Genomic DNA, 23,302 nt, shown 5'->3' on the forward strand with positions numbered 1-23,302 from the left:
TAACGGTTTCACTTCGCCCGGGATCTACAGGGCCGGAGCGCTCAGCCGCTCGTCAGTCTCGCGGCTTGGACGGCTTCTCCATCCACTTGATGATCAGCATGGCTGGAAGGATCCAGAGCAGCCCGGTGAAGAAGAAGTAGAGCATGTGGACCCACCAGGGCGAGGTCGCAAGCGTCAGCGATGCCACGGTCGTCGCCACCAGTGCGTAGACGATGACGAGTATGATAATCAGGATCGTGCCGATCAGTTTGCGCAGGCGAGGGGGCATCGAAAGTTCTCATTTGTTGCGCGGGCAGCCCGGCCAAGTCGCCGCGACCGGATGCCGCAAAGGTTTCAGGCTTGTTTTGCATGGCCCGGTGATGCAAATCAACGACGATAAGACAGGAGCCGCCATGACCATCACCGCCGCCGCGACAGAACAGCAGTTGTTGAGTGACATCGATCGCAACGACCGTAATCGCCGGCTGGTGCGTCGCTGGCTTGCCGTCGTGTTGCTGACGCTGTTTGCACTCGTGCTCGTGGGCGGGGCCACGCGCCTGTCCGGTTCGGGCCTTTCGATCACGGAATGGAAACCGATCCATGGCGTCATCCCGCCGATGACCGCGGCCGAATGGCAGGAGGAGTTCGAGCTCTACAAGCGCATTCCGCAGTACTCCGAGCTCAACAGCGACATGACCGTGGAGAGCTTCAAGACGATCTTCTGGTGGGAATGGTGGCACCGGATCCTCGCCCGCTCCATCGGCCTGGTTTTTGCGCTGCCGCTGGTCTTCTTCTGGGTGACGGGACGGATCGAGCGCCGCTTGCGCTGGCCGCTGGTGGGCTTGCTGGCGCTTGGCGGATTCCAGGGCTTTATCGGCTGGTGGATGGTTTCGTCCGGGCTGACGGAACGGGTCTCGGTGAGCCAATACCGGCTGGCCACGCACCTTACGATCGCCTGCCTGATCTTCGCTGCCTGCACCTGGATCATGCGCGGGCTGTCGCCGCATAGTGACGATCGGGCGCCGACGGCGCGCTCGCGGGGGATGGCGGCGGCGATCGCCTGCATGGCCCTGATCCAGATCTACCTGGGAGCCCTCGTCGCGGGGCTTCATGCGGGACTGACCTACAACACCTGGCCGCTGATGGACGGGGCGATCGTGCCGGGCGACCTGTTCGTCCAGCAGCCGTGGTGGATCAACCTGTTCGAAAACCCCAAGACGGTTCAGTTCGTCCATCGTTGCGGCGCCTATGTGCTCTGGGCGCTGGCGCTCGTGCACATGATCGCCTCGCTGCGGGCCGCCCCCGAAACCACGCACGCCCGCCGGACCGTCCTGCTTTTCGGCCTCATCAGCCTGCAGGCGCTGATCGGCATTCTGACGCTGATCTGGCAGGTGCCGTTTGCCTGGGCGCTCGCGCACCAGGGCTGTGCCCTCATCGTCCTCGGTTTTGCCGTCGCCCACTGGCGCGGTTTCGTCGGCGCGTATCCGAAAGAGGCGCGGATCGAGGTCGGGGCGTGACAGGCTGGACGCCGCGGCGCCCGCCGCGCGGACCTGTCGCAATGCAATGAAGGAAGGGCGCCGGTCCAATCGGAACCGGCGCCCTTCTGGCTATCTGTCAAATGCCGACCGATCGCAGCCGGCCGCTCAGTTCCCGAGCATCAGATCCATATTCTGCACCGCCGCGCCCGAGGCCCCCTTGCCGAGATTGTCGAGCAGCGCCACCAGGTTGACATGCGCAGCGCCGGCGGTGCCGAAGACGTAGAGCTTCATTCGGTCGGTATTCGCCAGTTCCACCGCGTTGACCCGCGCGAGGCTCGCGCTTTCCTTCAGGTCAACGACCTCGACGATGTCCTGCCCGGCATAGTGATCGGCAAGCACCGCGTGAATGGTGCCGAGCGAGGCGCCGTCGTTGAGGTCCGCCAGATACAGCGGCACCTGCACGATCATCCCTTGCGGAAACTTGCCGACGGAGGGCGAGAAGAGGGGCGGGCGCGACAGAAGCCCGTGCACCTGCATCTCCGGCACGTGCTTGTGCTTCAGGGGCAGGCCGTAGAGGAAGTGCGGCGCATCGATGTGATCCGCGTGGTTGGCGTCTTCCATCTGCGCGATCAGCTGCTTGCCGCCGCCGGTATAGCCGGAGACCGCGTTGACGGTGATGGGGTAGTCCCCCGGCAGCACGCCGGCCTGGCGCAGCGGGCGGATCAGGCCGATCGCGCCGGTCGGATAGCAGCCGGGATTGGCGACGTAGAGGGCTCCGGCGATCCGGTCGGCTTGGCGCTTATCCATTTCGGCAAAGCCGTAGGCCCAGTCCGGATGGACGCGGTGGGCCGTGGATGTATCGATGATACGCACCCTGTTGTTGCCCGCCACCATGGCGACGGCCTCCTTGGCCGCGTCGTCCGGCAGGCAGAGGATGGCGATGTCGGCGCTGTTGAGCAGGTCCTCGCGCATCGCGGTGTTGCGGCGCTCGGCTTCCGGGATCGACAGAAGTTCGACATCGGTGCGGTCGGCCATGCGCGTGCGGATCTGCAGGCCCGTCGTGCCGTGTTCGCCATCGATGAAGATCTTCGGTTTCATGGGGGTGCCTTTCAGTCTGCCGCTGCGCGTAAGGAACTCGAGACTGCCGCCGCTATTCAGGCGTAGGCTCAAAGGCGCAGTCCGATCGCCATGGTGAGGCTATAACGCCTCCCCATGGCGCTTTCAATGCGCGAGTACTGCCGGGCGGGTCTATCGCCGTTCGGCCAGCCAGCCCGCCCGCAGGCCGAGCATGTACATCGCGATCGTCGACCCGGCGATGGCGGTAATGTCGGCGTGGTCATAGGCCGGCGCGACCTCGACGACGTCGGCACCCTTGATGTGCAGCGCACCGAGCTTTCGCAGCACCGAGAGGATCTTGGCGCTGGAGGGGCCGCCGGAAACGGGCGTGCCCGTGCCGGGGGCGTAGGCCGGATCGAGGCAGTCAATGTCGAACGTCAGGTAACAGGGGCGATCGCCGACATGGCGCACGATCGTGTCGGCGATGGCGTCGGCGGTCATCTCCTCGACCTCGTAGCCGTACATGATGCGGATGCCGCAGTCTTCCGGCGCATGGGTGCGGATGCCGATCTGGATCGAACTGTCGGGATCGATGACGCCGTCCCTGACGGCGCGGCCGACGAAGGAACCGTGGTCGATGCGACCCTTCTCGTCGCCCCATGTGTCCTGGTGGGCATCAAACTGTACCAGCGACAGCGGCCCGTGGATGGCGGCGTGGGCCTTGAGCACCGGCCAGGTGACGAAGTGGTCGCCGCCGAGCGTCAACAGATAGGCACCCGATTTGAGGATCTTCGTGGCCTCGCGCTCGATCGTGGCCGGCGTCTTCTGGTGGTTGCCGTAGTCGAGCAGGCAGTCGCCATAGTCGATCACGGCCATGTTTTCGAACAGGTCTTGCTGGAACGGGTACTGCGGGTCGTTGTCCATGATCGCCGATGCCCGGCGGATGGCCTGCGGCCCGAAGCGTGCGCCAGGGCGATTGGATGTGGCGGCATCGAAGGGAATGCCCCAGACGACGGCATCGACGTCCTTCAGGTTCTTCGTGTAGCGGCGGCGCATGAAGGAGAGGATGCCGGCATACGTCGGATCGGAAGCGGCACTCTTGAGCGTTTTCGCCGTTACCGCGTGGTCGATGGTCTTGTTGGCCAATTTGTCCTCCTGAAAAGCGCCGGGAACGTGGACAATCGGCGGACGGTTGGCAAGGGGGGCTTGCGGATTTCGTGCGCTGCAATCACCGCACGCCGACTCCACAGCCGCAAAAGAAAAAGGCGGAGCCGAAGCTCCGCCTTCCAAAAGCGTGATCCGCGAGGCGCTTAGCGCTTCGAGAACTGGAACGAACGGCGGGCCTTGGCCTTGCCGTACTTCTTGCGCTCGACGACGCGGCTGTCGCGGGTCAGGAAGCCGCCCTTCTTCAGAACCGCGCGCAGGCCCGGTTCGAAGTAGGTGAGGGCCTTGGACAGGCCGTGACGAACCGCACCGGCCTGGCCGGAAAGGCCGCCGCCAGCAACGGTGGCGTCGATGTCGAACTGGCCTTCGCGGGCCGCAGCGACGATCGGTTGCTGCAGGATCATCTGCAGGACCGGACGGGCGAAGTAGGCTTCGAACGACTTGCCGTTGACGGTGATCTTGCCGGAACCCGGCTTGACCCAGACGCGGGCGACGGCGTCCTTGCGCTTGCCGGTCGCATAGGAGCGACCCTGGGCGTCAACTTTCTTGACGTGAACCGGGGCGGACGCCGGAGCGGCTGCGACCGTGCCGAGATCCTTCAGGGAAGACAGGTCAGCCATTATCAGGCGCTCCTTACGTTCTTGCTGTTCAGCTTGGCGACGTCGAGGACGGTCGGCTGCTGTGCTTCATGCGGATGATTCGGGCCTGCGTAGACGCGAAGGTTCTTCATCTGGCGACGGCCGAGCGGGCCGCGCGGAACCATGCGCTCGACGGCCTTCTCCAGAACGCGCTCCGGGAAGCGGCCTTCGATGATCTGGCGAGCGGTGCGCTCCTTGATGCCGCCCGGATGGCCGGTGTGCCAGTAGTACGTCTTGTCAGAGTACTTCTTGCCGGTCAGCGCGACCTTCTCGGCGTTGATGACGATGACGTTGTCGCCGTCGTCGACGTGGGGCGTGTAGGTGGCCTTATGCTTGCCGCGCAGGTGGTTTGCGATGATGGAAGCGAGACGACCGACAACGAGGCCTTCGGCATCGATGAGGATCCACTTCTTTTCCACCTCGGCGGGCTTCTGTACGAAGGTTGCCATGGTAAAGCTCTTTTCATCTGGACCCAAGGCCGCAAGGCCCGGGCGTTTTTTGTTGCTTGGTTTGGCAGGCTATGAACGTGCCAAAAACGAAAGCGGCCCGAGGGACCGCGATCTGCGCCGGCTTATAGGGGATGTGCGGTTGAGCGTCAAGCGCCGCGGTTTCTGGGCATTTCAAAAAATGCCAATAAAATAAGAGCCTTAAGTTGGTGGTGTTATGGTACCACAAATTATCGCGGCGGAATTGAGTAGGTTGCGGTCGCATGGGCGACGAGATCGCCGTCAGGTCCTGCTGAAATTGCGGCCTCGATCACGGCGAGTCGCTTGCCGAGTTTCAGCAGCCGGCTGGTGCAGGTGAGGGCGCCTGGCTCCGGTTTTCTCAGGAAATTGATGTTGAGATTGGTGGTGACGGCAAGGGCGACAGGTCCGATGTGGGCCAGCACCGCGCAATAGGCCGTGACATCGGCGAGTGCGAACATCGTCGGGCCGGAAACGGTGCCGCCCGGGCGCAGATGTTTCTCCGACGGTGCCAGCCGCATCGTCACGCTGCCCGGTCCGACCGCCGTCACCTCGAAGAGCTTGCCGTCAGTGTGGATCTCGGGAAAGTCGGTCTCGAGAAAACGGTTGAGTTCGGCGACCGTCATGACCGGGGTGAGGTTGGCTTCCATGCTGGTCTCCGTTTCTTTCGATTCAGCCTTTCTTAGAGGCGCGGGGCGACCGGCTGCAATTGCCGAAAAGTCTTACTGGTGAGGAACGTGGCCAGCCGCTCTTGAAAGGCCGTTCCCCTCCGCGTACCAGGGGCCTAAAGAGGAAGCCGACACGGGAGATGGTCATGGCCGATGTGGTGCACTTGCGCAAAGAGGATGCCGGCGGACTGGTGCTGAAGGAGCAGGCAGGTGCGGTCCTTCGGCTGACCCTCAACAACCCGCCGGCCAATGTGCTGTCGATCGCGCTGATGGATGCGCTCTCCGCCGCTCTCGACGCGGCAGCGGCCGACGATACGGTGCGCGTTGTCGTTCTCGCCTCGACCGGCAGCCTTTTTTCCGCCGGCCACGATCTGAAGGAGATGACGGCGCACCGTACCGATGCCGATGGTGGCCGGGGCTTCTTCGAGAAGACCGTGCGGATGTGTGCCGACCTGATGCTGAAGATCGCCGGCCTGCCGCAGCCGGTGATCGCCGAGATCGACGGGCTTGCGACGGCAGCCGGATGCCAGATCGTCGCCACCGCCGATCTGGCAATCTGCACCGACACCTCGACCTTCTGTACCCCGGGCGTCAACATTGGCCTGTTCTGTTCCACGCCGATGGTGGCGGTGACGCGCGCGGCTCACCCCAAGCAGGCGATGGAGATGCTGCTCACCGGCGAGACGATCGACGCCTCGACCGCCAAGGACTTTGGCCTCGTCAACCGCATCGTGCCGAAGCAGTACTTGCGCCAGGTCGTCGACAAGTATTCCGCTGTGATCGCGTCGAAGTCGCCGGAAGCACTCAGAATCGGCAAGGCCGCCTATCGCGCCCAGGCCGGGCTGCCGCTGCCCGAAGCCTATGACAAGGCTGTCTCGGTCATGGTCGACAACATGCTGCGCGACGATGCGAAGGAGGGGATCGGCGCCTTCCTCGGCAAGCGGATGCCAGAGTGGAAGGGCGATTAGGTCTCTCCTAATGGTCAGGCCGTCTGGGTTGAGTGCCTCGTCGACTGGCATCACGGTCCGTCCGCGCGCGAATTGGCGGGAGGCGGTGATGCTCCGCCGGGTCTTTTACGCATGAACCGGGCAGACCTTCGTCCGCAACGAGCCGGGCTTGGGCAACGACACTTGTGGTCGTTAGGCGGAAAGAGGCCTACTTGCGACCCACTGCCATCTCTTCCCTCACGGCTGGATCACTGTCGAGAAACTCCGGCTCGACCGTTGCACCCACGGCGTCGAAGTAGCGGCTCATGAAGCTACGGAAAGATGCGGCCAGAGCGATATCGGCAATGTTGACGTCGGTGAAGCCCGCGTGTCGTAATCGCTCAATGTCCGACACGGTTATCTGCGATGCGTTGCGGCCGATCTTTTCCGCGTAGGCAAGCATCTCGACCTGTTGATCATCCAGCCCCGCGTTTCGGTAGTTCCTTCGAACTGCCAGTGCCTGCTCGCGGCCAAGCATCTCGGAAAGGCTGCGGAAGTAAACATGGCAGCAATAGCTGGAAGGAACATGCTGGGCGGTGACAAAAGTGATGAGTCGAAAGTTCAGCAAGCCGAGCGAAAAACCGTCGCGGATCTGATGTAGCAGCTTTTCGACGGGAACGATGACGTCGGGGCGCGCGGACCAGCATTGCGTGGCCTCCATCACGCGTCCCGTCGCCTTCTTCTCGGCATCGTAAAGCGCTGCTATTTCTCCCGTTGCCTCTTCAGGCTCGATGGTCTTGATGAACATAGCGGTCTCCCCTGCGGCGAGGCCCCACCATAGTAGAAACCAGAATGAAGCCTCAAGAGCGGCCAGCGTGACACGGTCCGGCGGCTAGGGGAGCGGAGAGCGACGCCGCCCTGTCGTCGTTTGGATCCTGGAGGCGAGATCCGTTGGTCCAACTTTCTACCCGAGCCGCAGCACCAGCACGCCGGCGGCGATCATCGTGCCGGCGATGTAACGCCAGATGCTGGCCTTTTCCTTGAGGATGACCACGGAGATCAGCAGGGCGAACAGGATGGCGGTCTCGCGGAGCGCGGCGACCGTTGCGACGGGAGCCTTGGTCATCGCCCAGAGGGCCAGGCCGTAGGACGCGATCGAGCCGCCGCCGCCGATCAATCCGCGTTGCCAGTTGCGGCGGACGTGGTTCACCACGACATCGGTGCCGCGCTGGTAGATGGCCCAGCTGAACAGCAGGACCGGCGGCAACAACGCCATCCACAGCGTGTAGGAAATGGCGTTGCCGGAGATGCGCGCGCCGGCGCCGTCGACGAAGGTGTAGGAGGCGATGACGCAGGCGTTGGCGAGCGCCAGCAGGAAGGCATGCCGGCCGCCATGCCGGGCTTCGAAGGCGAGCGTCAGCACGCCTGCGGAAATGATCAGGATGCCGGCGAGCGCCCCGGCCGACAGATGCTCGCCGAGCACCAGCCCGCTGGTCGATGCGACGATGAGCGGCGCCGCGCCGCGCATCAGCGGATAGACAAGGCCGATGTCGCCGGCGCGATAGGCGGCGGCGACGAGCTGGAAATAGGCAAACTGGAAAATCGCCGAGACGGCGATGAAGGGCCAGGCCTCCGGCTTCGGCAGCGGCACGAAGGGCAGGAAGGCAAGGCCGAACGCGCCGGCCCCGAGCGCGATCATCGCCGCATCCAGCGACTTGTCGCTGCCCGCCTTGACCATCGCGTTCCATACGGCATGCAGGGCAGCGCCGAGCAGGACAAGCGCAATGACGTCAATCGGCACGGAAAACCTCGGTCTGTTCGGCTGGGGATTAAGTGGCAGGCGGTCGCGGAAATCTACAGTTGCTGAAGCGGTATGCAAGGCGCTTTCGGGGTGAAATGGCTCAGTTTTGCGCGAGGCGATCGAAACGGCCTCCGCGGCAGGCGATTTCACGTTTGGGGGTGAGATGACGTATAATAAATGTTCGTAATGGATCGGGAGTGCGGCTGCGCGTCCAGCCGCAGCAGGAGGCTTCGATGAACCACGATTGCTATCCCGGCGCCTACATCTGCGACATCCTTCGATCGGTTCGCACGATTGCCGTGGTTGGCGCCTCGCCGAATCAGTCTCGGCCAAGCCATGGCGTGATGAATTTTTTGCTCGGCAAGGGGTATCACGTCATTCCGGTCAACCCCGGCCATGCCGGAAAGACGATCCTGGGCCAGACCGTCGTTGGCCACCTGGCCGACATCGACGAGCCGATCGACATGGTCGATGTGTTTCGGGCCTCGCCGCAGTTCTCAGCTGTCGTGGACGAAGTTCTGGCGCTCGATCCCAGGCCCGCGGTGATCTGGGGCGAGTATGGGGTGCGCGATGACACCGCGGCCGAGAGGGCCGAGGCCGTCGGGGTGCATGTCGTGATGGACCGCTCCCCGGTGACGGAATATCCGATGCTCGCCCGGAGCCGAGCCTGAGATTGTCCTGACGTAACGTCAATTGCGTATTGACACGCGCCGCCGGCTCCTGCTGTTTGTCAATTCAGGAGGCGGCATGAATCACGACGACTATGCGGACTACTACCTCGCGGACATCCTGCGGACGACCAGGGTCATCGCGCTCGTCGGTGCGTCTCCCAATCCGGAACGGCCGAGCAACCGCGTCATGGCCTTTCTGCTGCGCAAGGGCTATCGCGTGATCCCGGTCAATCCCGGCCAGGCGGGCAGGGAAATCCATGGCCAGAAAGTGGTCGCCCGTCTTGCCGACATTCCGGAGCCGATCGACATGGTCGACGTCTTTCGCGCGGCACCGGCTCTGTCCGGTGTCGTGGACGAGGTGCTTGCGGTAACTCCGTTGCCGAAGGTGATCTGGGGACAGTTGTCCGTGCGCGACGACGCTGCTGCCGGACCCGCGGAAGCCGCCGGCATAAGGGTCGTCATGGATCGCTGCCCCGCCATTGAGTATCCGCGGTTGATCGGCTAACGATTTCTCCGCTTGGCGTCACGGCCGATCGAACTTGCCATCACATTGCTGTTCAACGGAAAATCTTTCTTTGACCGGGCTCGGCCGGTCTGGAATAGTGCCGGGCACCGGGCCGGCCGTGCTGGTGCTCAACATTTTGAATGTGCGTATGTTTCCCGCTTTTCTGAGCGGGCGGCATGCCAAAGGGAGGTTTTCCATATGACGAAGAACAAGCCGGGTTTTGCAACGCTCGCCATCCATGCCGGTGCGGCTCCGGATCCGACGACCGGCGCGCGCGCGACCCCGATCTATCAGACGACCAGCTTCGTCTTCAACGACACCGACCATGCCGCCTCGCTCTTCGGCCTGCAGGCCTTCGGCAACATCTACACCCGCATCATGAACCCGACCCAGGCGGTGCTGGAGGAGCGGGTGGCCGCGCTCGAGGGCGGCACGGCCGCGCTGGCGGTGGCTTCGGGTCACGCCGCGCAGTTGCTCGTCTTCCATACGTTGATGCGCCCGGGCGACAACTTCGTCGCTGCCCGCCGGCTCTATGGCGGCTCGATCAACCAGTTCGGACACTCATTCGCAAACTTCGACTGGCATGTCCGTTGGGCCGACACCGACAAGCTTGAGAGCTTCGAAAGCCAGATCGACGACAAGACCAAGGCGATCTTCATCGAGAGCCTCGCCAATCCCGGCGGCACCTTCGTCGACATCGCCGCGATCGCCGCGATCGCGCACAGGCACGGCCTGCCGCTGATCGTCGACAATACGATGGCGACGCCCTATCTCGTTCGGCCGTTCGAGCACGGCGCCGACATCGTCGTCCATTCGCTGACGAAGTTTTTGGGCGGCCACGGCAATTCCATGGGCGGCATCATCGTCGACGGCGGCACCTTCGATTGGTCGGCGTCCGGCAAGTATCCGACGCTCTCCGAGCCGCGGCCGGAATATGCCGGTGTGGTTCTGCATCAGACCTTCGGCAACTTCGCGTTCGCCATCGCCTGCCGGGTGCTGGGCCTGCGCGATCTCGGCCCGGCAATCTCGCCCTTCAACGCCTTCCAGATCCTGACCGGCATCGAGACGCTGCCGCTGCGCATGCAGCGCCACTGCGACAACGCGCTCGTCGTGGCCAAGTGGCTGAAGGCGCACGACAAGGTGTCCTGGGTCAATTATTCCGGCCTGGAGAGCGATCCCAACCACGCGTTGCAGACGCGCTATTCGCCGAAGGGCGCCGGCGCCGTCTTCACTTTCGGCCTGAAGGGTGGCTACGAGTCGGGCAAGCGTTTCGTCGAGGGTCTGGAGATGCTCTCCCATCTCGCCAACATCGGCGACACGCGCTCGCTGGTGATCCATCCGGCCTCGACGACGCACCGTCAGCTCTCGCCCGAGCAGCAGACTGCGGCCGGCGCCGGCCCCGATGTGGTTCGCCTGTCGATCGGCATCGAGGACGTCGCCGACATCATCGCCGACCTCGAACAGGCGCTCGCGAAAGCATAAGGGCCGGTTTCGCCGTTGTGTACCTCTCCGAGACGATCGGTTCTCGGAGAGGACGAGCCGGCGACCTTCAATGATCGGAATCCATCATGAGCAAGACAATCGGCTTCGATATCTCGTCCATCCAACCGGAAATCGGCCGACCGGCCGAAGGCCGGCTCATTTCCGGCAATCCGGAGTTCCGTACCTGGAACCTCGAGGAGGCCGATGGCGGGATCTACTGCGGGGTTTGGGAATCGACGCCCGGCAAGTGGCGCATCCAGTACGACGAGTGGGAATATTTCAACATCCTCTCCGGCCATTCGATCGTCACGTCCGACGCCGGTGAGGTCATCGATCTGAAGGCGGGCGATCGCCTCATCCTCAGGCCCGGCTTCAAGGGAACCTGGGAAGTCGTTGAAACAACGCGAAAAGACTACGTGATCCTGCTCTAAGGCGGACGCGGTTACGTCGATCAGATCTGTCTATTCGGGAGCGCCGCACGCCGGCAAGGCGCGCGGCTTCGGGCCTTTCACCACACCAGATCGAGCCGTTCCAGCCCGTGGAAGTGATAGACGTCCTTGACCACCGGCGTTTCGGCCAGGCGCATGCCGCGCAGCCGCTGGAACAGGATCGGCAGGACGATGTTGAGCTCGAGGCGTGCCAGCGGCGCGCCGATGCAGAAGTGGATCCCGGCGCCGAAGGAGAGATTCGGGCCCTCGTCACGGTCCGGCCGGAAGGTGAGGGGATCGCTGAACTTCCTCGGGTCGAGGTTCGCCGCAGCCAGGATCAGCGCAATCTTGTCGCCGCGCCTGAAGGGGATGCCCTCGACCTCGACGTCCTCGAGCGCGTAGCGCTCGAAGATGTGCACCGGCGCGCAGATGCGCAGGGCTTCCTCCACCGTGCGCTCCGTCGCTTTTTCGTCGGCGAACATGGCTTCCGGGGAAAGCCCGCTGTCGAGGATGCTGCGCACGGCGTTGCCGATCTGGTGCACCGTCGCCTCATGGCCGGCATTCAGCAGCACGATCGTCGTCGAGATCAGTTCATCCTCGGTGAGCAACTGACCCTTGTGCTCGGTGTGGATCATGTGGCTGAGAAGATCGTCGCGCGGATTGGCGCGGCGCTCGGCAATCACCGACCGGACGTAGTCGGCAAATTCCGCCGCCGCTTTGTCGGCGGCGTGCTCGTCCGCTTCCGTGCGGCCGAACATGTACATGCGCACATAGGCATGCGACCAGTCCAGGAGCTGGGGACCCATCTCGTCGGGAATGCCGATCATGCGCGCGATCATCGTCACCGGTACGATGTCGGCGAAGGCGGACAGAAGTTCCACCTTGCCGTCCTTCTCGAAGCCGTCGATCAGTCGGTTTGTTAGCGCCGTGATCTCCGGCCGCAGCCGGTCGATCTGGCGGGAGACGAAGGCGCGGTTGACAAGGGTGCGCAGCCGCGTGTGCTCGGGCGGCTCGAGCTCCAGCAGCGACCAGGCCTCGGCGGCGTCGAAATGCTTCAGGTGCGGTAGCGGCGCGGGCATGCCGAGCTCCTCGCGGCTCGCCACGTGCAGGATCTGTCGGCCGAAACGTCGGTCGCGCAGAAGCACATTCACCTGGTCGTAGCCGGTGAAGTACCACTGTTTCTGCTCCTCCCACCAGAAGGTCGGAGAATGCGCGTGAAGCGCCGCGTAGACCGGGTTCGGATCGCGATAGAAGGCGGGATCGCGGGCGTTAAGGGAAACCCGGCGGGCGGCGGCATCGATGGAAAGGAAGGGAAACGGCTTGGTCATAAGCGAGACCTAGCCGAATTCGCGCCGACGCGGAAGGCCCCCGAAAGCAGCTCGATAACGTGTGCTACTTCCCGATCGCCACGCCCTCGCGGCGCGGGTCGGCGCTGCCCTTCAGGCCATCGGCGGTGATCTCGATCGCATGCAGCCCGGAATTCATCTCGCCGACCTTCACTTCGTATCCGAGATCCTGCAGCGGCTTCGCCAGCTTCTCCGCGTCCGTGCCCGCCTCGATCTCGAAGGTGCCGAACCGATTGAGGAGATGCGGCATCGAGACGATCTGGCCGACGTCCATGCCCCAGTCGATATAGCCGATCAGCGCCTGGGTGACATAGCCGATGATCTGGCTGCCGCCGGGTGAGCCGATCGCAAGTAGCGGCTTGCCGCCCTTCATGACGATCGTCGGCGCCATCGAGGAGCGCGGCCGCTTGCCCGGTTCGACGCGATTGGCGATCGGCACCCCGTTGTCGTGCGTCTCGAAGGAAAAGTCGGTCAGTTCGTTGTTCAGCAGGAAGCCGTTCGTCATCAGCCGCGAACCGAAGCCGTTCTCGATCGTGGTCGTCATGGAAACGACGTTGCCTTGCTTGTCGACGATAACGAAGTGACTCGTCGACGGGAGCTCGAGCGAAGTGTCCGACCCGAACAGCTGCGCGTGGTCCCACTCCGGTTCACCTGGCTTGACGGCGTCGTCGGCGAGCGCACGGTCGCCATCGAGCAGGGCGGCGCGCTTGCCGAGATATTCCTTTTCGAGAAGCCCCTTGATCGGCGTTGGCACGTAGTCCGTGTCCGCGAGATAGCGGCCGCGATCGGCAAAGGCGAGGCGCTGGGCGTCGCCGATGATCCGCCAGCCCCGCGGGCTGTTGCTGCCGAGCCCCTTGATGTCAAAGTTTTCGATCATGCCGAGCGTCTGGCCGACCGTGACGGCGCCGGAGGAGGGCGGCCCCATGCCGCAAACCTCCAGGGCACGGTAGGCAATGCAGACGGGTGACCGCACGTTGACGCGATAGGTGGAAAGGTCGTCCAGCGTCAGGACGCCCGGATTCTTCGCTGCCATCCGCACCGTGTCGACGATCGCCTCGGCGATCGGACCGGTGTAAAAGGCGTCCGCTCCGTTCCTGGCGATCGCCCGGAGCGTTGCGGCATAGTCGGGGTTCTTCAGGATCGTTCCGGCCTTGAGCGGTGCGCCGGCGGCATCGAAGAAGTAGTTCTTCGTCTTCTCGAAGGTCTTGAGCTTGTCGCCCTCCGCGGCAATCAGCGCCGCCAGGCGCGGCGAAACGGCGAACCCGGCGTCGGCGAGGGCGGCGGCGGGTTCGAGCAGCACCTTCCAGTCGAGCGCGCCATAGCGGTTGTGCGCTTCCTGCAAGAGCCTGACGGTGCCCGGCGTTCCGACCGACCGGCCGCCGACAACTGCGTCGAAGAACTTCAGCGGCTGCCCCTTGTCGTCGAGGAAGAGCTTCGGGTTTGCCTTTTGCGGCGCTGTCTCGCGTCCGTCGAGCGTCGTCAGGCGCTTCTTTCCGGCATCGTAATAGACGAGGAAGGCGCCGCCGCCGAGACCGGAGGATTGCGGCTCGACCAGCCCCAAGATCGTCTGCACCACCACCGCAGCATCGATGGCGCTGCCGCCGCGAGCGAGAATTTCCGCGCCGGATGCGGCCGCGACCGGATTGGCGGCGGCTACCATGTACGATTTGGCCGTGACGATCTTCGCCGTCGCGGTCTGTGTCGCCCGTTCCGGTGCCGTGCTATCCGAGGCCTGCTGCGACCGGGCGGGGACGCAAAAGAGCAGAACGGTGGCGATTGCGCATGCGAAAATCTTCACCGGCATAAGCTGCCTCCCTCGAAATGGCCGCATTACTATGAACGGTGGGTTCCGGGGTGGCAATCGTCAAACGCAGGGCGCCGGGATGCGGGTTCATGCTTCCTTTACGCTCATGACCCATTGCGCTGTGGAAATCGGCCACAAGGCTTCGCCGGTTAACCGCAATCTGGCATTGAGCACGGCCAAAGTTGCTGCGTGTCTTGAAGTGGGGCACCCGGAAGCTTTATGTAGGGAATATGAAAACTGTTGATTCCCGGCGCTTCGCAAGGGTTTCAGGCCACACTGAAAAGGGTTGATATGAGAAATCCCGTTGATACTGCCCTGGGCCTCGTGCCGATGGTTGTCGAGCAGACCAATCGCGGCGAGCGCTCCTACGACATCTTTTCCCGCCTCTTGAAGGAGCGCATCATCTTCCTGACCGGACCGGTCGAGGATTCCATGGCGACGCTCGTCTGCGCGCAGCTCCTGTTTCTGGAGGCGGAAAACCCGAAAAAGGAAATCGCGCTCTATATCAACTCTCCGGGCGGTGTCGTCACCTCCGGGATGGCGATCTACGACACGATGCAGTTCATCAAGCCGGCCGTGTCGACGCTCTGCATCGGCCAGGCCGCGTCGATGGGGTCGCTGCTGCTCGCCGCCGGCCACAAGGACATGCGCTTCGCCACGCCGAATTCCCGCATCATGGTTCACCAGCCGTCCGGCGGTTTCCAGGGGCAGGCGTCGGATATCGAACGCCACGCCAAGGACATCATCAAGATGAAGCGGCGCCTGAACGAAGTTTACGTCAAGCACTGCGGGCGGACCTATGAGGAAGTCGAGCAGACGCTGGACCGCGACCACTTCATGAGCGCGAACGAGGCGTTGGACTGGGGTCTGATCGACAAGGTCATCACGACGCGCGAGGCGGTCGAAGGCTCGCAAGACGGTTGATTTTCAAGGGTTTTGCGTGCGGGTGAAGGCAGTTGACGCATTTGTAATGGTCCATGGGCTTTATCCGCGCGCCAAAGACGTTAATAATGGCCGTTAATGCTATGTTGGTTTGACGTCATCTAGCATGCGGTTTGGTGGGGGATTCGTTGCTACCGGTCGGGATGTCCAGGCCGGCCAGTGCCCCAAAGAGCCTTGATGGGCCGGCGGTGCAGGTCGGACCCTCCGGGTGGGTTGAGTGGTTCGCGCAGCCTGGAACGGTTTGTGCGGCATGCCGGAAGGAAAGTGATATGAGCAAGGTCAGCGGCAGCAACGGCGGCGACTCCAAGAACACTCTCTATTGTTCATTCTGCGGCAAGAGCCAGCATGAGGTTCGCAAGCTGATTGCGGGACCGACCGTGTTCATCTGCGATGAATGCGTCGAACTGTGCATGGACATCATCCGCGAGGAGAACAAGACGTCGATGGTGAAGTCCCGCGACGGCGTGCCCACGCCGCAGGACATCATCAAGGTTCTCGACGAATACGTCATCGGCCAGCAGCAGGCTAAGCGCATCCTGTCGGTGGCGGTGCACAACCACTACAAGCGCCTGGCGCACGCCGCCAAGGGCTCGGATGTCGAGTTGGCCAAGTCGAACATCATGCTTGTCGGCCCGACCGGCTGCGGCAAGACCTACCTTGCCCAGACGCTGGCCCGCATCATCGACGTGCCCTTCACGATGGCCGACGCGACTACGCTGACCGAGGCCGGCTACGTCGGCGAGGACGTGGAAAACATCATCCTGAAGCTGCTGCAGGCGGCCGACTACAATGTCGAGCGCGCGCAGCGCGGCATCGTCTACATCGACGAAGTCGACAAGATTTCGCGCAAGTCGGACAACCCGTCGATCACCCGCGACGTGTCGGGCGAGGGCGTGCAGCAGGCGCTTCTGAAGATCATGGAAGGCACGGTCGCTTCCGTGCCGCCGCAGGGCGGCCGCAAGCACCCGCAGCAGGAATTCCTTCAGGTCGACACGACCAACATTCTGTTCATCTGCGGCGGTGCCTTTGCCGGCCTCGACAAGATCATCTCCGCCCGCGGCGAAAAGACCTCGATCGGCTTCGGTGCGCAGGTTCGCTCGCCCGAGGACCGGCGCGTCGGCGAGGTGCTGCGCGATCTCGAGCCGGAAGATCTCGTCAAGTTCGGCCTGATCCCGGAGTTCATCGGCCGTCTGCCGGTTCTGGCGACGCTGGAAGACCTCGACGAGGATGCGCTGATCCAGATCCTGTCCGAGCCGAAGAACGCGCTCGTAAAGCAGTATCAGCGGCTGTTCGAGATGGAGGACGTGGAACTGACCTTCCACGAGGACGCGCTGCGCGAGATCGCCAAGAAGGCGATCGTGCGCAAGACCGGCGCCCGCGGCCTGCGCTCGATCATGGAGAAGATCCTGCTCGACACGATGTTCGAGCTGCCGACGCTGGAGGGTGTGCGCGAGGTCGTCATTTCGGACGAGGTCGTCAAGGGTTCGGCCCGCCCGCTCTACATCTACTCGGAGCGCTCGGAGGAAAAGGCGAACGTATCCGCCTGATTTGTCGCCGCTACGGATGCGAGGCCCGCGCAACTGGGCCTTCGCATGTCATCGGCCGCATACAGGGCTGCGGGTGAGGAGCCTGCAGTTCGGCGCATCGCAGCGTGGGGGCGGCCCGTATCCTTGTGGTCGGTGCATGCAAGCCTCGCGACCGGTCCTGACCCTATCCTGGTTCACTTGAGCACGTGTCCGATGCAGCTTATCTGACGGACTTGAAAAGTAGTTAACAGTACTCCACTTGTGGGTGGAAATGGGCCGGACCAAGCGCAACAGGGCGCCCGGCATCAGCTCCCGGCAACGGGAAGTTGGAAAGGACATGACATGACGAAGAAAACGTCTGGCGCGCAAAAAACCATGGCATACCCGGTTCTGCCGCTGCGCGATATTGTGGTGTTCCCGCACATGATCGTGCCGCTGTTTGTCGGCCGCGAGAAGTCCATTCGCGCGCTGGAGGAGGTGATGGGCACGGACAAGCAGATCATGCTTGCCACCCAGATCAACGCCGGCGACGATGATCCGGAGCCCGACGCGATCTACAAGGTCGGCACGGTTGCCAACGTCTTGCAGCTTCTCAAGCTCCCCGACGGCACCGTCAAGGTGCTGGTGGAAGGCCGCGCGCGCGCCGAGATCGAAAGCTACACCGACCGCGACGAATTCTACGAGGCGATGGCGCAGCTTCTGCCCGAGCCCGAGGAGGATCCCGTCGAGATCGAGGCGCTGTCGCGCTCGGTCGTTTCCGAGTTCGAGAACTACGTAAAGCTCAACAAGAAGATTTCGCCGGAAGTCGTCGGCGCCGCCAGCCAGATCGAGGATTACTCGAAGCTTGCCGACACGGTTGCCTCGCACCTCTCCATCAAGATCGTCGAGAAGCAGGAGATGCTGGAGACGACCAGCGTCAAGCTGCGCCTTGAGAAGGCGCTCGGCTTCATGGAAGGCGAGATCTCGGTTCTTCAGGTCGAAAAGCGCATCCGTTCGCGCGTCAAGCGCCAGATGGAGAAGACCCAGCGCGAGTATTATCTGAACGAGCAGATGAAGGCGATCCAGAAGGAGCTCGGCGACGGCGAGGACGGCCGCGACGAAATGGCCGAACTGGAAGAGAAGATCGCCAAGGCCAAGCTGTCCAAGGAAGCCCGCGAGAAGGCCGATGCCGAGCTGAAGAAGCTCAGGCAGATGAGCCCGATGTCGGCGGAAGCCACCGTCGTGCGCAACTATCTCGACTGGCTGACCGGCATTCCGTGGAACAAGAAGTCGAAGATCAAGACCGACCTGAACAACGCCGAAAAGATTCTCGACGAGGATCATTTCGGCCTCGACAAGGTCAAGGAGCGCATCGTCGAGTATCTCGCCGTGCAGGCGCGTTCGGCCAAGATCAAGGGCCCGATCCTCTGCCTCGTCGGTCCTCCTGGCGTCGGCAAGACCTCGCTGGCGAAGTCGATCGCCAAGGCCACGGGGCGCGAATACGTCCGCATGGCGCTCGGTGGCGTGCGCGACGAGGCCGAGATCCGCGGCCACCGCCGCACCTACATCGGCTCGATGCCCGGCAAGGTCATCCAGTCGATGAAGAAGGCGAAGAAGTCCAACCCGCTCTTCCTGCTCGACGAGATCGACAAGATGGGCATGGACTTCCGCGGCGATCCGTCTTCGGCGCTCCTCGAGGTGCTCGACCCGGAACAGAACTCGACCTTCATGGACCATTACCTCGAGGTCGAATACGACCTGTCGAGCGTGATGTTCGTGACGACCGCGAACACGCTGAACATCCCGGCGCCGTTGATGGACCGCATGGAGGTGATCCGCATCGCCGGCTACACGGAGGAGGAAAAGCTGGAAATCGCCAAGCGGCACCTGCTGCCGAAGGCGGTCCGCGACCATGCCCTGCAGGAGAAGGAATTCTCCGTTACCGACGGGGCCCTGATGGCGGTGATCCAGCAGTACACCCGCGAGGCCGGTGTCCGTAACTTCGAGCGCGAACTGATGAAGCTCGCCCGTAAGGCGGTGACCGAGATCATCAAGGGCAAGGCCACCAAGATCGAGGTGACGGCGGACAACATCCACGACTTCCTCGGCGTGCCGCGCTTCCGCCACGGCGAAGCCGAACGCGAGGATCAGGTCGGCGTTGTCACGGGTCTCGCCTGGACCGAGGTCGGCGGCGAACTGCTGACGATTGAAGGCGTGAGCCTGCCGGGTGGCAAGGGCCGCATGACGGTGACCGGCAACCTGAAGGACGTCATGAAGGAATCGATTTCGGCGGCGGCATCCTATGTCCGCTCGCGCGCCATCGATTTCGGCATCGAGCCGCCGCGCTTCGACAAGACCGACATCCACGTGCACGTGCCGGAAGGCGCGACGCCGAAGGACGGGCCGTCGGCCGGCATCGCCATGGCGACCGCCATCGTCTCCATCATGACCGGCATCCCGGTCTCGAAGGATATCGCGATGACGGGCGAAGTGACGCTGCGTGGTCGCGTCCTTCCGATCGGCGGCCTGAAGGAGAAGCTGCTTGCGGCCCTTCGCGGCGGCATCAAGAAGGTGCTGATCCCGGAAGAGAACGCCAAGGACCTGGCGGAAATTCCGGACAACGTGAAGAACAACATGGAGATCATTCCGGTCTCGCGCATGGGCGAGGTGATCGAACATGCGCTGGTCCGCAAGCCGGAGCCGATCGAATGGGATCCGTCGATGGTTGAATCGAAGCCGGTTGCAACCGTCGAATCGACCGACGAGACCGGTGCCGCGATCGCCCATTGAGGGTAAACGACCTCTTAAAATCGGCTCGTTTGAGGGCCGAAATGCTAAAGGCCGGCCACAGTGCCGGCCTTTTCCGTTGAAAAAGCCTGTGAGAAGCCCGGATTTTCAACGTTTGTCCTTGAAACCCCGTTGCGGCGGCAAGGTCGATGCGTATTCTGCCCCCGACTTAGTATGAGTCGTTTCGAACCGTATGAAAGGGGTGGAAACATGAACAAGAACGAACTCGTCTCCGCAGTTGCTGAGAAGTCCGGCCTGTCGAAGACGGATGCGGCGTCGGCCGTCGATGCCGTATTCGAGACGATCCAGGGCGAACTGAAGAACGGCGGCGACGTCCGCCTCGTTGGTTTTGGCAATTTCTCCGTATCGCGTCGCGAAGCCTCGAAGGGCCGTAACCTTTCGACCGGCGCGGAGATCGACATTCCTGCGCGCAACGTGCCGAAGTTCTCGGCCGGCAAGGGCTTGAAGGACGCCGTAAACGGCTGATCGGATTTGCCAGACGGCAATCACGAAGACGGCCGTCCAGGCTGGTCGAGGGGTTCGGTTCAAGCCGGACCCTTTCGCATTTTCGGGATAGTCGCATCCCTATGTGGTTGTTCGACGGATCGTTCGAGATCGCTGCCGGAGGCGATAGCAGTTTAGCAGTCTAGATGGCGGCCGCTGTCATGCGGCTGTCATCCCCATCGCGCAGAACCTCATGCATCGCGTGTTCGACACATGGGGAAATTATATGACCAACCGATCACTGAGTGCGGTATTTACCGCCGTGCTTCTCGCATCTGCAGCTTTTCCGGCCGCCGCGGAACCCGTCTTCAACCGGATTGCCTCGTTCGCCGTGGCCGACAATATGCCCGACGGTGTGGATCCCAAGGCGCCGACCTCCTCGGAAATCATCACGGCAACGGCGGATGGCAACACGCTCGTCTATTCCGACAGCCCGATGCGGGCGGTCGGCTTCATCGACATCACAGACGCCAAGGCGCCGAAGGCCGCCGGCACGGTGGTCTTTGAAGGCGAGCCGACCTCGGTTGCGGTCGTCGGCGGCAAGGCGCTGGTCGCCGTCAACACCCGCGAGAGCTTCGTGAAGCCATCCGGCCTGCTGGCGACCGTCGACATCGCAACGCGCAAAACCGGGGCGACCTGTGACCTCGGCGGCCAGCCGGACTCGATCGCAATCAACAGGGACGGCACGCTTGCTGCAATCGCGATCGAGAACGAGCGCGATGAGGACCTGAATGACGGCGCGCTGCCGCAATTGCCGGCTGGCGATCTGGTCATTCTGTCGCTGAAGGACGGCGTGCCGGATTGCGCAACGGTCAAGCGCGTCGCACTGACGGGGCTTGCCGAAATCGGCGGCGATGATCCGGAGCCGGAATTCGTCTCCTTCAACGGCCAGGACGAAATCGCCCTGACCCTGCAAGAGAACAACCACATCGTCATTATCGACGCCAAGAGCGGGACGGTGAAGGGCCACTTCTCGGCCGGCGCCGTCGACCTCAAGAACATCGATACGAAGAAGGACGGCGCTATTTCCTTCACCGGAAAGAAGGACGGACAGAAGCGCGAGCCGGATGCGGTGAATTGGCTCGACGACAACCGGTTGGTCGTTGCCAACGAAGGCGACTACGAAGGCGGCAGCCGCGGCTTCACGATCTTCGACAAGACCGGCAAGGTGCTTTACGAGAGCGGCCCCTCCTTCGAGCACGCGATCGCCGCGATCGGCCACTATCCGGACAAGCGCAACTCCAAGGGTGTCGAGCCGGAGGGCCTTGAAGCGGCGACGTTCGGTGACGACAACCTTTTCTTCGTGCTCGCTGAGCGCGCCTCGATCGTCGGGGTCTACAAGGACACCGGCGCGGAGCCCGAACTGCTGCAGTTGCTGCCTTCGGGCATCGGTCCTGAGGGCGCGGTCGCCATTCCCGCACGCAACCTGTTCGTGACCGCCAACGAGACCGATCTCGTCGAGGACGGCGGCGCCCGGTCGCATGTGATGATCTACGAGCGCGCGGAAGGCGTGGCGGCCTATCCACAGATCAGGTCGGCGGACAAGGACGGTCTGCCGGTCGGTTTTGGCGCGCTGTCCGGCTTGGCTGCCGACAAGGACGAGCCCGGGAAGCTTTTTGCCGTCAGCGATTCCGTCTATTCGTCCGACCCGGCGATCTTCACCATCGACGCAACGCAGTCGCCGGCGCTGATCACCGACAAGCTCACCATCACCCGCGACGGCGCCCCGGCCCAGAAGCTCGACATCGAAGGCATTGCCAGTGACGGGGAGGGCGGTTTCTGGCTCGCCTCCGAAGGCAATGCCGACAAGCTCTTTGCAAACGCACTGCTGCGCGTGAACAAGAAAGGCGAGATCAAGAAGGAGATCGCCATCCCTGCCGAGCTTCGCGCCGGTGAGACGCGATTCGGTTTCGAGGGCATCACCAGCGTCGGCGAGGGTGACGACATGGTGCTGTGGATGGCGGTGCAGCGCGAATGGAAGGACGACGACAAGGGCTTCGTCAAACTCGTCTCGTACAAGCCTTCGACCGAAGAATGGGGTGCCGTCCGCTATCCGCTGGAGCAGGCGGGCAAGGGCTGGGTCGGCCTGTCGGAAATCACCGTCAACGGCGACTATGCCTATGTCATCGAGCGCGACAACCTGATCGGCAAGGAAGCAAAGCTGAAGAAGCTCTATCGCGTGGCTTTGTCGGACCTGAAGCCTGCCAAGCTGGGTGAGGCGCTCCCGGTCATCAAGAAGGAAGAGGTGCGGGACTTCATTCCCGATCTCAAGGCGCTGAACGGCTATGTCGTCGACAAGGTCGAAGGCTTTACGATCGACGCGGCCGGCAATGGCTATGTCGTGACCGACAACGACGGTGTCGATGGTTCCTCGGGCGAGACGCTGTTCTTCGGCATCGGCCCGATGAACGCGATGTAAGACACCCTGAAAGCAGCGAGGGCCGGGAAATTTCTTCCGGCCCTCAGTTCAGCGTCTGCGTCGATGTGCCAAGACTGCCCAAAAATTTCAGGCAGGAACCTCATGGGTTCGAAGCGTTGACCCATGGCGTTGATTGCGGGCCTGCTGCAGCTCTTCGGTCCGGGCGCTCAGGCAGCGAAGAATTTCCGCCAGTTGATCCTTCTGCTCCTCGGTCAGTGCCGTGAAGATCGCTTCAATCGTCTTGTGCTGCGGCTGCTGGGCGGCATTGATGATGGCAAGCCCGGTTTCGGTGATGGATACGATTTTGGCGCGACGATCCGTGGGATCCGGCTCACGCACCACCAGCTTGTCCCGCTCGAGGCCGTCGATGGCCTCCGTCACCGTTCGCGGCGCAAAGCCGAGCGCCGAGGCGATGTCGGTCGAGCGCTGCGGTCCCTGGCACGAAAGAAGAAGCAGGAACTTGCTGCGGGCAAGAGACACGCCCTCATCCATCATGCACTCGTTCACCAGACGGCTGACCTGATGGTAGAGCTTGAACATGCCCTGCGCGATATCGATCGTGTCATTCATGAGATCGGAATATAGGTATATTGAGGGACCATGTCAAAAGATTTGCCTCAGCGCGGGCATGTTCCGGCACAAACATTGAACAATGCGCGGAAACGTTGAAGCCGCCACCCGACATTGAGCAGCGTATAACCTGAGGATCCGCCGCTTCGAGCATTGACCGGGCGT

At 62.9% G+C, this 23,302-nt stretch carries 22 protein-coding genes; 11 read left to right on the top strand and 11 right to left on the bottom strand.

Features of this window, described 5'->3' with window-relative positions; translation table 11 throughout:
• Positions 1-52: 52 nt before the first annotated feature.
• Positions 53-268: a DUF2842 domain-containing protein gene (locus JNC62_RS06420; RefSeq protein ID WP_374837069.1), complete on the bottom strand. Its 216-nt coding sequence runs from the start codon at positions 266-268 to the stop codon at positions 53-55.
• Here JNC62_RS06420 and JNC62_RS06425 point away from each other — a divergent pair.
• Entirely contained in the window at positions 228-1,496 is a 1,269-nt protein-coding gene (locus JNC62_RS06425) for a COX15/CtaA family protein (protein WP_374837439.1), read from the top strand. The genes JNC62_RS06420 and JNC62_RS06425 overlap by 41 nt on opposite strands.
• Before the next feature lie 126 nt (positions 1,497-1,622).
• On the opposite strand, the gene argC is transcribed toward JNC62_RS06425, so the two are convergent.
• The 5 genes from argC to JNC62_RS06450 form a co-directional block, all read right to left on the bottom strand.
• Complete coding sequence (gene argC, locus JNC62_RS06430; protein WP_374837070.1) at positions 1,623-2,555, bottom strand: N-acetyl-gamma-glutamyl-phosphate reductase; 933 nt, start codon at positions 2,553-2,555, stop codon at positions 1,623-1,625.
• 150 nt (positions 2,556-2,705) lie between these two features.
• On the bottom strand, positions 2,706-3,659 hold the full coding sequence (gene speB, locus JNC62_RS06435) for an agmatinase (RefSeq protein ID WP_374837072.1): 954 nt from the start codon (positions 3,657-3,659) through the stop codon (positions 2,706-2,708).
• A 164-nt stretch (positions 3,660-3,823) separates the two neighbouring features.
• Positions 3,824-4,297: a 30S ribosomal protein S9 gene (gene rpsI, locus JNC62_RS06440; RefSeq protein WP_374837074.1), complete on the bottom strand. Its 474-nt coding sequence runs from the start codon at positions 4,295-4,297 to the stop codon at positions 3,824-3,826.
• A 2-nt stretch (positions 4,298-4,299) separates the two neighbouring features.
• A complete protein-coding gene (rplM, locus tag JNC62_RS06445; protein WP_374837076.1) occupies positions 4,300-4,764 on the bottom strand; it encodes a 50S ribosomal protein L13 in 465 nt (154 codons plus the stop codon).
• Between the two features lie 227 nt (positions 4,765-4,991).
• Complete coding sequence (locus JNC62_RS06450) at positions 4,992-5,429, bottom strand: PaaI family thioesterase (protein ID WP_374837078.1); 438 nt, start codon at positions 5,427-5,429, stop codon at positions 4,992-4,994.
• A gap of 164 nt (positions 5,430-5,593) precedes the next feature.
• Here JNC62_RS06450 and JNC62_RS06455 point away from each other — a divergent pair, with 164 nt between their 5' ends.
• Complete coding sequence (locus JNC62_RS06455; RefSeq protein ID WP_374837080.1) at positions 5,594-6,415, top strand: enoyl-CoA hydratase; 822 nt, start codon at positions 5,594-5,596, stop codon at positions 6,413-6,415.
• Positions 6,416-6,602: 187 nt separating this feature from the next.
• Here the strand turns inward: JNC62_RS06455 and JNC62_RS06460 are convergent, their stop codons facing one another.
• Together JNC62_RS06460 and JNC62_RS06465 are read right to left on the bottom strand one after the other, a co-directional pair.
• Positions 6,603-7,181, bottom strand: coding sequence for a carboxymuconolactone decarboxylase family protein (locus JNC62_RS06460; protein WP_374837082.1), 579 nt, complete (start codon positions 7,179-7,181; stop codon positions 6,603-6,605).
• 156 nt (positions 7,182-7,337) lie between these two features.
• Positions 7,338-8,174: an EamA family transporter gene (locus JNC62_RS06465; protein ID WP_374837084.1), complete on the bottom strand. Its 837-nt coding sequence runs from the start codon at positions 8,172-8,174 to the stop codon at positions 7,338-7,340.
• A gap of 233 nt (positions 8,175-8,407) precedes the next feature.
• Here JNC62_RS06465 and JNC62_RS06470 point away from each other — a divergent pair, with 233 nt between their 5' ends.
• From JNC62_RS06470 to JNC62_RS06485, 4 genes are all read left to right on the top strand, one after another.
• The gene (locus JNC62_RS06470) at positions 8,408-8,845 is read left to right on the top strand and encodes a CoA-binding protein (RefSeq protein ID WP_374837086.1); all 438 of its coding nucleotides are present in this window, start codon (positions 8,408-8,410) and stop codon (positions 8,843-8,845) included.
• A gap of 76 nt (positions 8,846-8,921) precedes the next feature.
• Positions 8,922-9,350, top strand: a complete 429-nt coding sequence (locus JNC62_RS06475) for a CoA-binding protein (RefSeq protein WP_374837088.1) — start codon at positions 8,922-8,924, stop codon at positions 9,348-9,350.
• A gap of 198 nt (positions 9,351-9,548) precedes the next feature.
• On the top strand, positions 9,549-10,832 hold the full coding sequence (locus JNC62_RS06480) for an O-acetylhomoserine aminocarboxypropyltransferase (protein WP_374837090.1): 1,284 nt from the start codon (positions 9,549-9,551) through the stop codon (positions 10,830-10,832).
• Positions 10,833-10,918: 86 nt separating this feature from the next.
• The gene (locus tag JNC62_RS06485) at positions 10,919-11,263 is read left to right on the top strand and encodes a cupin domain-containing protein (protein ID WP_374837092.1); all 345 of its coding nucleotides are present in this window, start codon (positions 10,919-10,921) and stop codon (positions 11,261-11,263) included.
• A gap of 77 nt (positions 11,264-11,340) precedes the next feature.
• On the opposite strand, the gene JNC62_RS06490 is transcribed toward JNC62_RS06485, so the two are convergent.
• On the bottom strand, positions 11,341-12,588 hold the full coding sequence (locus JNC62_RS06490) for a cytochrome P450 (protein ID WP_374837094.1): 1,248 nt from the start codon (positions 12,586-12,588) through the stop codon (positions 11,341-11,343).
• A gap of 64 nt (positions 12,589-12,652) precedes the next feature.
• Complete coding sequence (gene ggt, locus JNC62_RS06495) at positions 12,653-14,410, bottom strand: gamma-glutamyltransferase (protein ID WP_374837095.1); 1,758 nt, start codon at positions 14,408-14,410, stop codon at positions 12,653-12,655.
• 291 nt (positions 14,411-14,701) lie between these two features.
• Between ggt and JNC62_RS06500 the strand changes: the two genes are divergently transcribed.
• From JNC62_RS06500 to JNC62_RS06520, 5 genes are all read left to right on the top strand, one after another.
• The gene (locus JNC62_RS06500) at positions 14,702-15,334 is read left to right on the top strand and encodes an ATP-dependent Clp protease proteolytic subunit (RefSeq protein WP_374837097.1); all 633 of its coding nucleotides are present in this window, start codon (positions 14,702-14,704) and stop codon (positions 15,332-15,334) included.
• A 287-nt stretch (positions 15,335-15,621) separates the two neighbouring features.
• The gene (clpX, locus tag JNC62_RS06505) at positions 15,622-16,899 is read left to right on the top strand and encodes an ATP-dependent Clp protease ATP-binding subunit ClpX (RefSeq protein WP_374837098.1); all 1,278 of its coding nucleotides are present in this window, start codon (positions 15,622-15,624) and stop codon (positions 16,897-16,899) included.
• A gap of 321 nt (positions 16,900-17,220) precedes the next feature.
• The gene (gene lon / locus JNC62_RS06510; RefSeq protein WP_374837100.1) at positions 17,221-19,647 is read left to right on the top strand and encodes an endopeptidase La; all 2,427 of its coding nucleotides are present in this window, start codon (positions 17,221-17,223) and stop codon (positions 19,645-19,647) included.
• Between the two features lie 207 nt (positions 19,648-19,854).
• Positions 19,855-20,130 (top strand): DNA-binding protein HupB, encoded by a 276-nt coding sequence (gene hupB, locus JNC62_RS06515; protein WP_108001199.1) that lies wholly within the window; start codon positions 19,855-19,857, stop codon positions 20,128-20,130.
• A 244-nt stretch (positions 20,131-20,374) separates the two neighbouring features.
• Positions 20,375-22,567, top strand: a complete 2,193-nt coding sequence (locus tag JNC62_RS06520) for an esterase-like activity of phytase family protein (protein WP_374837102.1) — start codon at positions 20,375-20,377, stop codon at positions 22,565-22,567.
• A gap of 87 nt (positions 22,568-22,654) precedes the next feature.
• Here the strand turns inward: JNC62_RS06520 and JNC62_RS06525 are convergent, their stop codons facing one another.
• Entirely contained in the window at positions 22,655-23,137 is a 483-nt protein-coding gene (locus JNC62_RS06525) for a MarR family winged helix-turn-helix transcriptional regulator (protein ID WP_374837104.1), read from the bottom strand.
• Positions 23,138-23,302: the final 165 nt, after the last annotated feature.

It is taken from the genome of Mycoplana ramosa, assembly GCF_041930185.1.
GTDB classification, from domain to species: Bacteria; Pseudomonadota; Alphaproteobacteria; order Rhizobiales; family Rhizobiaceae; genus Mycoplana; species Mycoplana ramosa.

Bases quoted from the DNA above. Each gene is read 5' to 3' on its own strand.
- JNC62_RS06480 (WP_374837090.1), top strand. From the start codon at position 9,549: ATGACGAAGAACAAGCCGGGTTTTGCAACGCTCGCCATCCATGCCGGT.
- rpsI (WP_374837074.1), bottom strand. From the start codon at position 4,297: ATGGCTGACCTGTCTTCCCTGAAGGATCTCGGCACGGTCGCAGCCGCT.
- JNC62_RS06450 (WP_374837078.1), bottom strand. From the start codon at position 5,429: ATGGAAGCCAACCTCACCCCGGTCATGACGGTCGCCGAACTCAACCGT.
- ggt (WP_374837095.1), bottom strand. From the start codon at position 14,410: ATGCCGGTGAAGATTTTCGCATGCGCAATCGCCACCGTTCTGCTCTTT.
- JNC62_RS06500 (WP_374837097.1), top strand. From the start codon at position 14,702: ATGAGAAATCCCGTTGATACTGCCCTGGGCCTCGTGCCGATGGTTGTC.
- lon (WP_374837100.1), top strand. From the start codon at position 17,221: ATGACGAAGAAAACGTCTGGCGCGCAAAAAACCATGGCATACCCGGTT.
- JNC62_RS06475 (WP_374837088.1), top strand. From the start codon at position 8,922: ATGAATCACGACGACTATGCGGACTACTACCTCGCGGACATCCTGCGG.
- JNC62_RS06470 (WP_374837086.1), top strand. From the start codon at position 8,408: ATGAACCACGATTGCTATCCCGGCGCCTACATCTGCGACATCCTTCGA.
- clpX (WP_374837098.1), top strand. From the start codon at position 15,622: ATGAGCAAGGTCAGCGGCAGCAACGGCGGCGACTCCAAGAACACTCTC.
- JNC62_RS06525 (WP_374837104.1), bottom strand. From the start codon at position 23,137: ATGAATGACACGATCGATATCGCGCAGGGCATGTTCAAGCTCTACCAT.
- JNC62_RS06490 (WP_374837094.1), bottom strand. From the start codon at position 12,588: ATGACCAAGCCGTTTCCCTTCCTTTCCATCGATGCCGCCGCCCGCCGG.
- hupB (WP_108001199.1), top strand. From the start codon at position 19,855: ATGAACAAGAACGAACTCGTCTCCGCAGTTGCTGAGAAGTCCGGCCTG.
- rplM (WP_374837076.1), bottom strand. From the start codon at position 4,764: ATGGCAACCTTCGTACAGAAGCCCGCCGAGGTGGAAAAGAAGTGGATC.
- JNC62_RS06520 (WP_374837102.1), top strand. From the start codon at position 20,375: ATGACCAACCGATCACTGAGTGCGGTATTTACCGCCGTGCTTCTCGCA.
- JNC62_RS06420 (WP_374837069.1), bottom strand. From the start codon at position 268: ATGCCCCCTCGCCTGCGCAAACTGATCGGCACGATCCTGATTATCATA.
- JNC62_RS06455 (WP_374837080.1), top strand. From the start codon at position 5,594: ATGGCCGATGTGGTGCACTTGCGCAAAGAGGATGCCGGCGGACTGGTG.
- JNC62_RS06460 (WP_374837082.1), bottom strand. From the start codon at position 7,181: ATGTTCATCAAGACCATCGAGCCTGAAGAGGCAACGGGAGAAATAGCA.
- argC (WP_374837070.1), bottom strand. From the start codon at position 2,555: ATGAAACCGAAGATCTTCATCGATGGCGAACACGGCACGACGGGCCTG.
- JNC62_RS06485 (WP_374837092.1), top strand. From the start codon at position 10,919: ATGAGCAAGACAATCGGCTTCGATATCTCGTCCATCCAACCGGAAATC.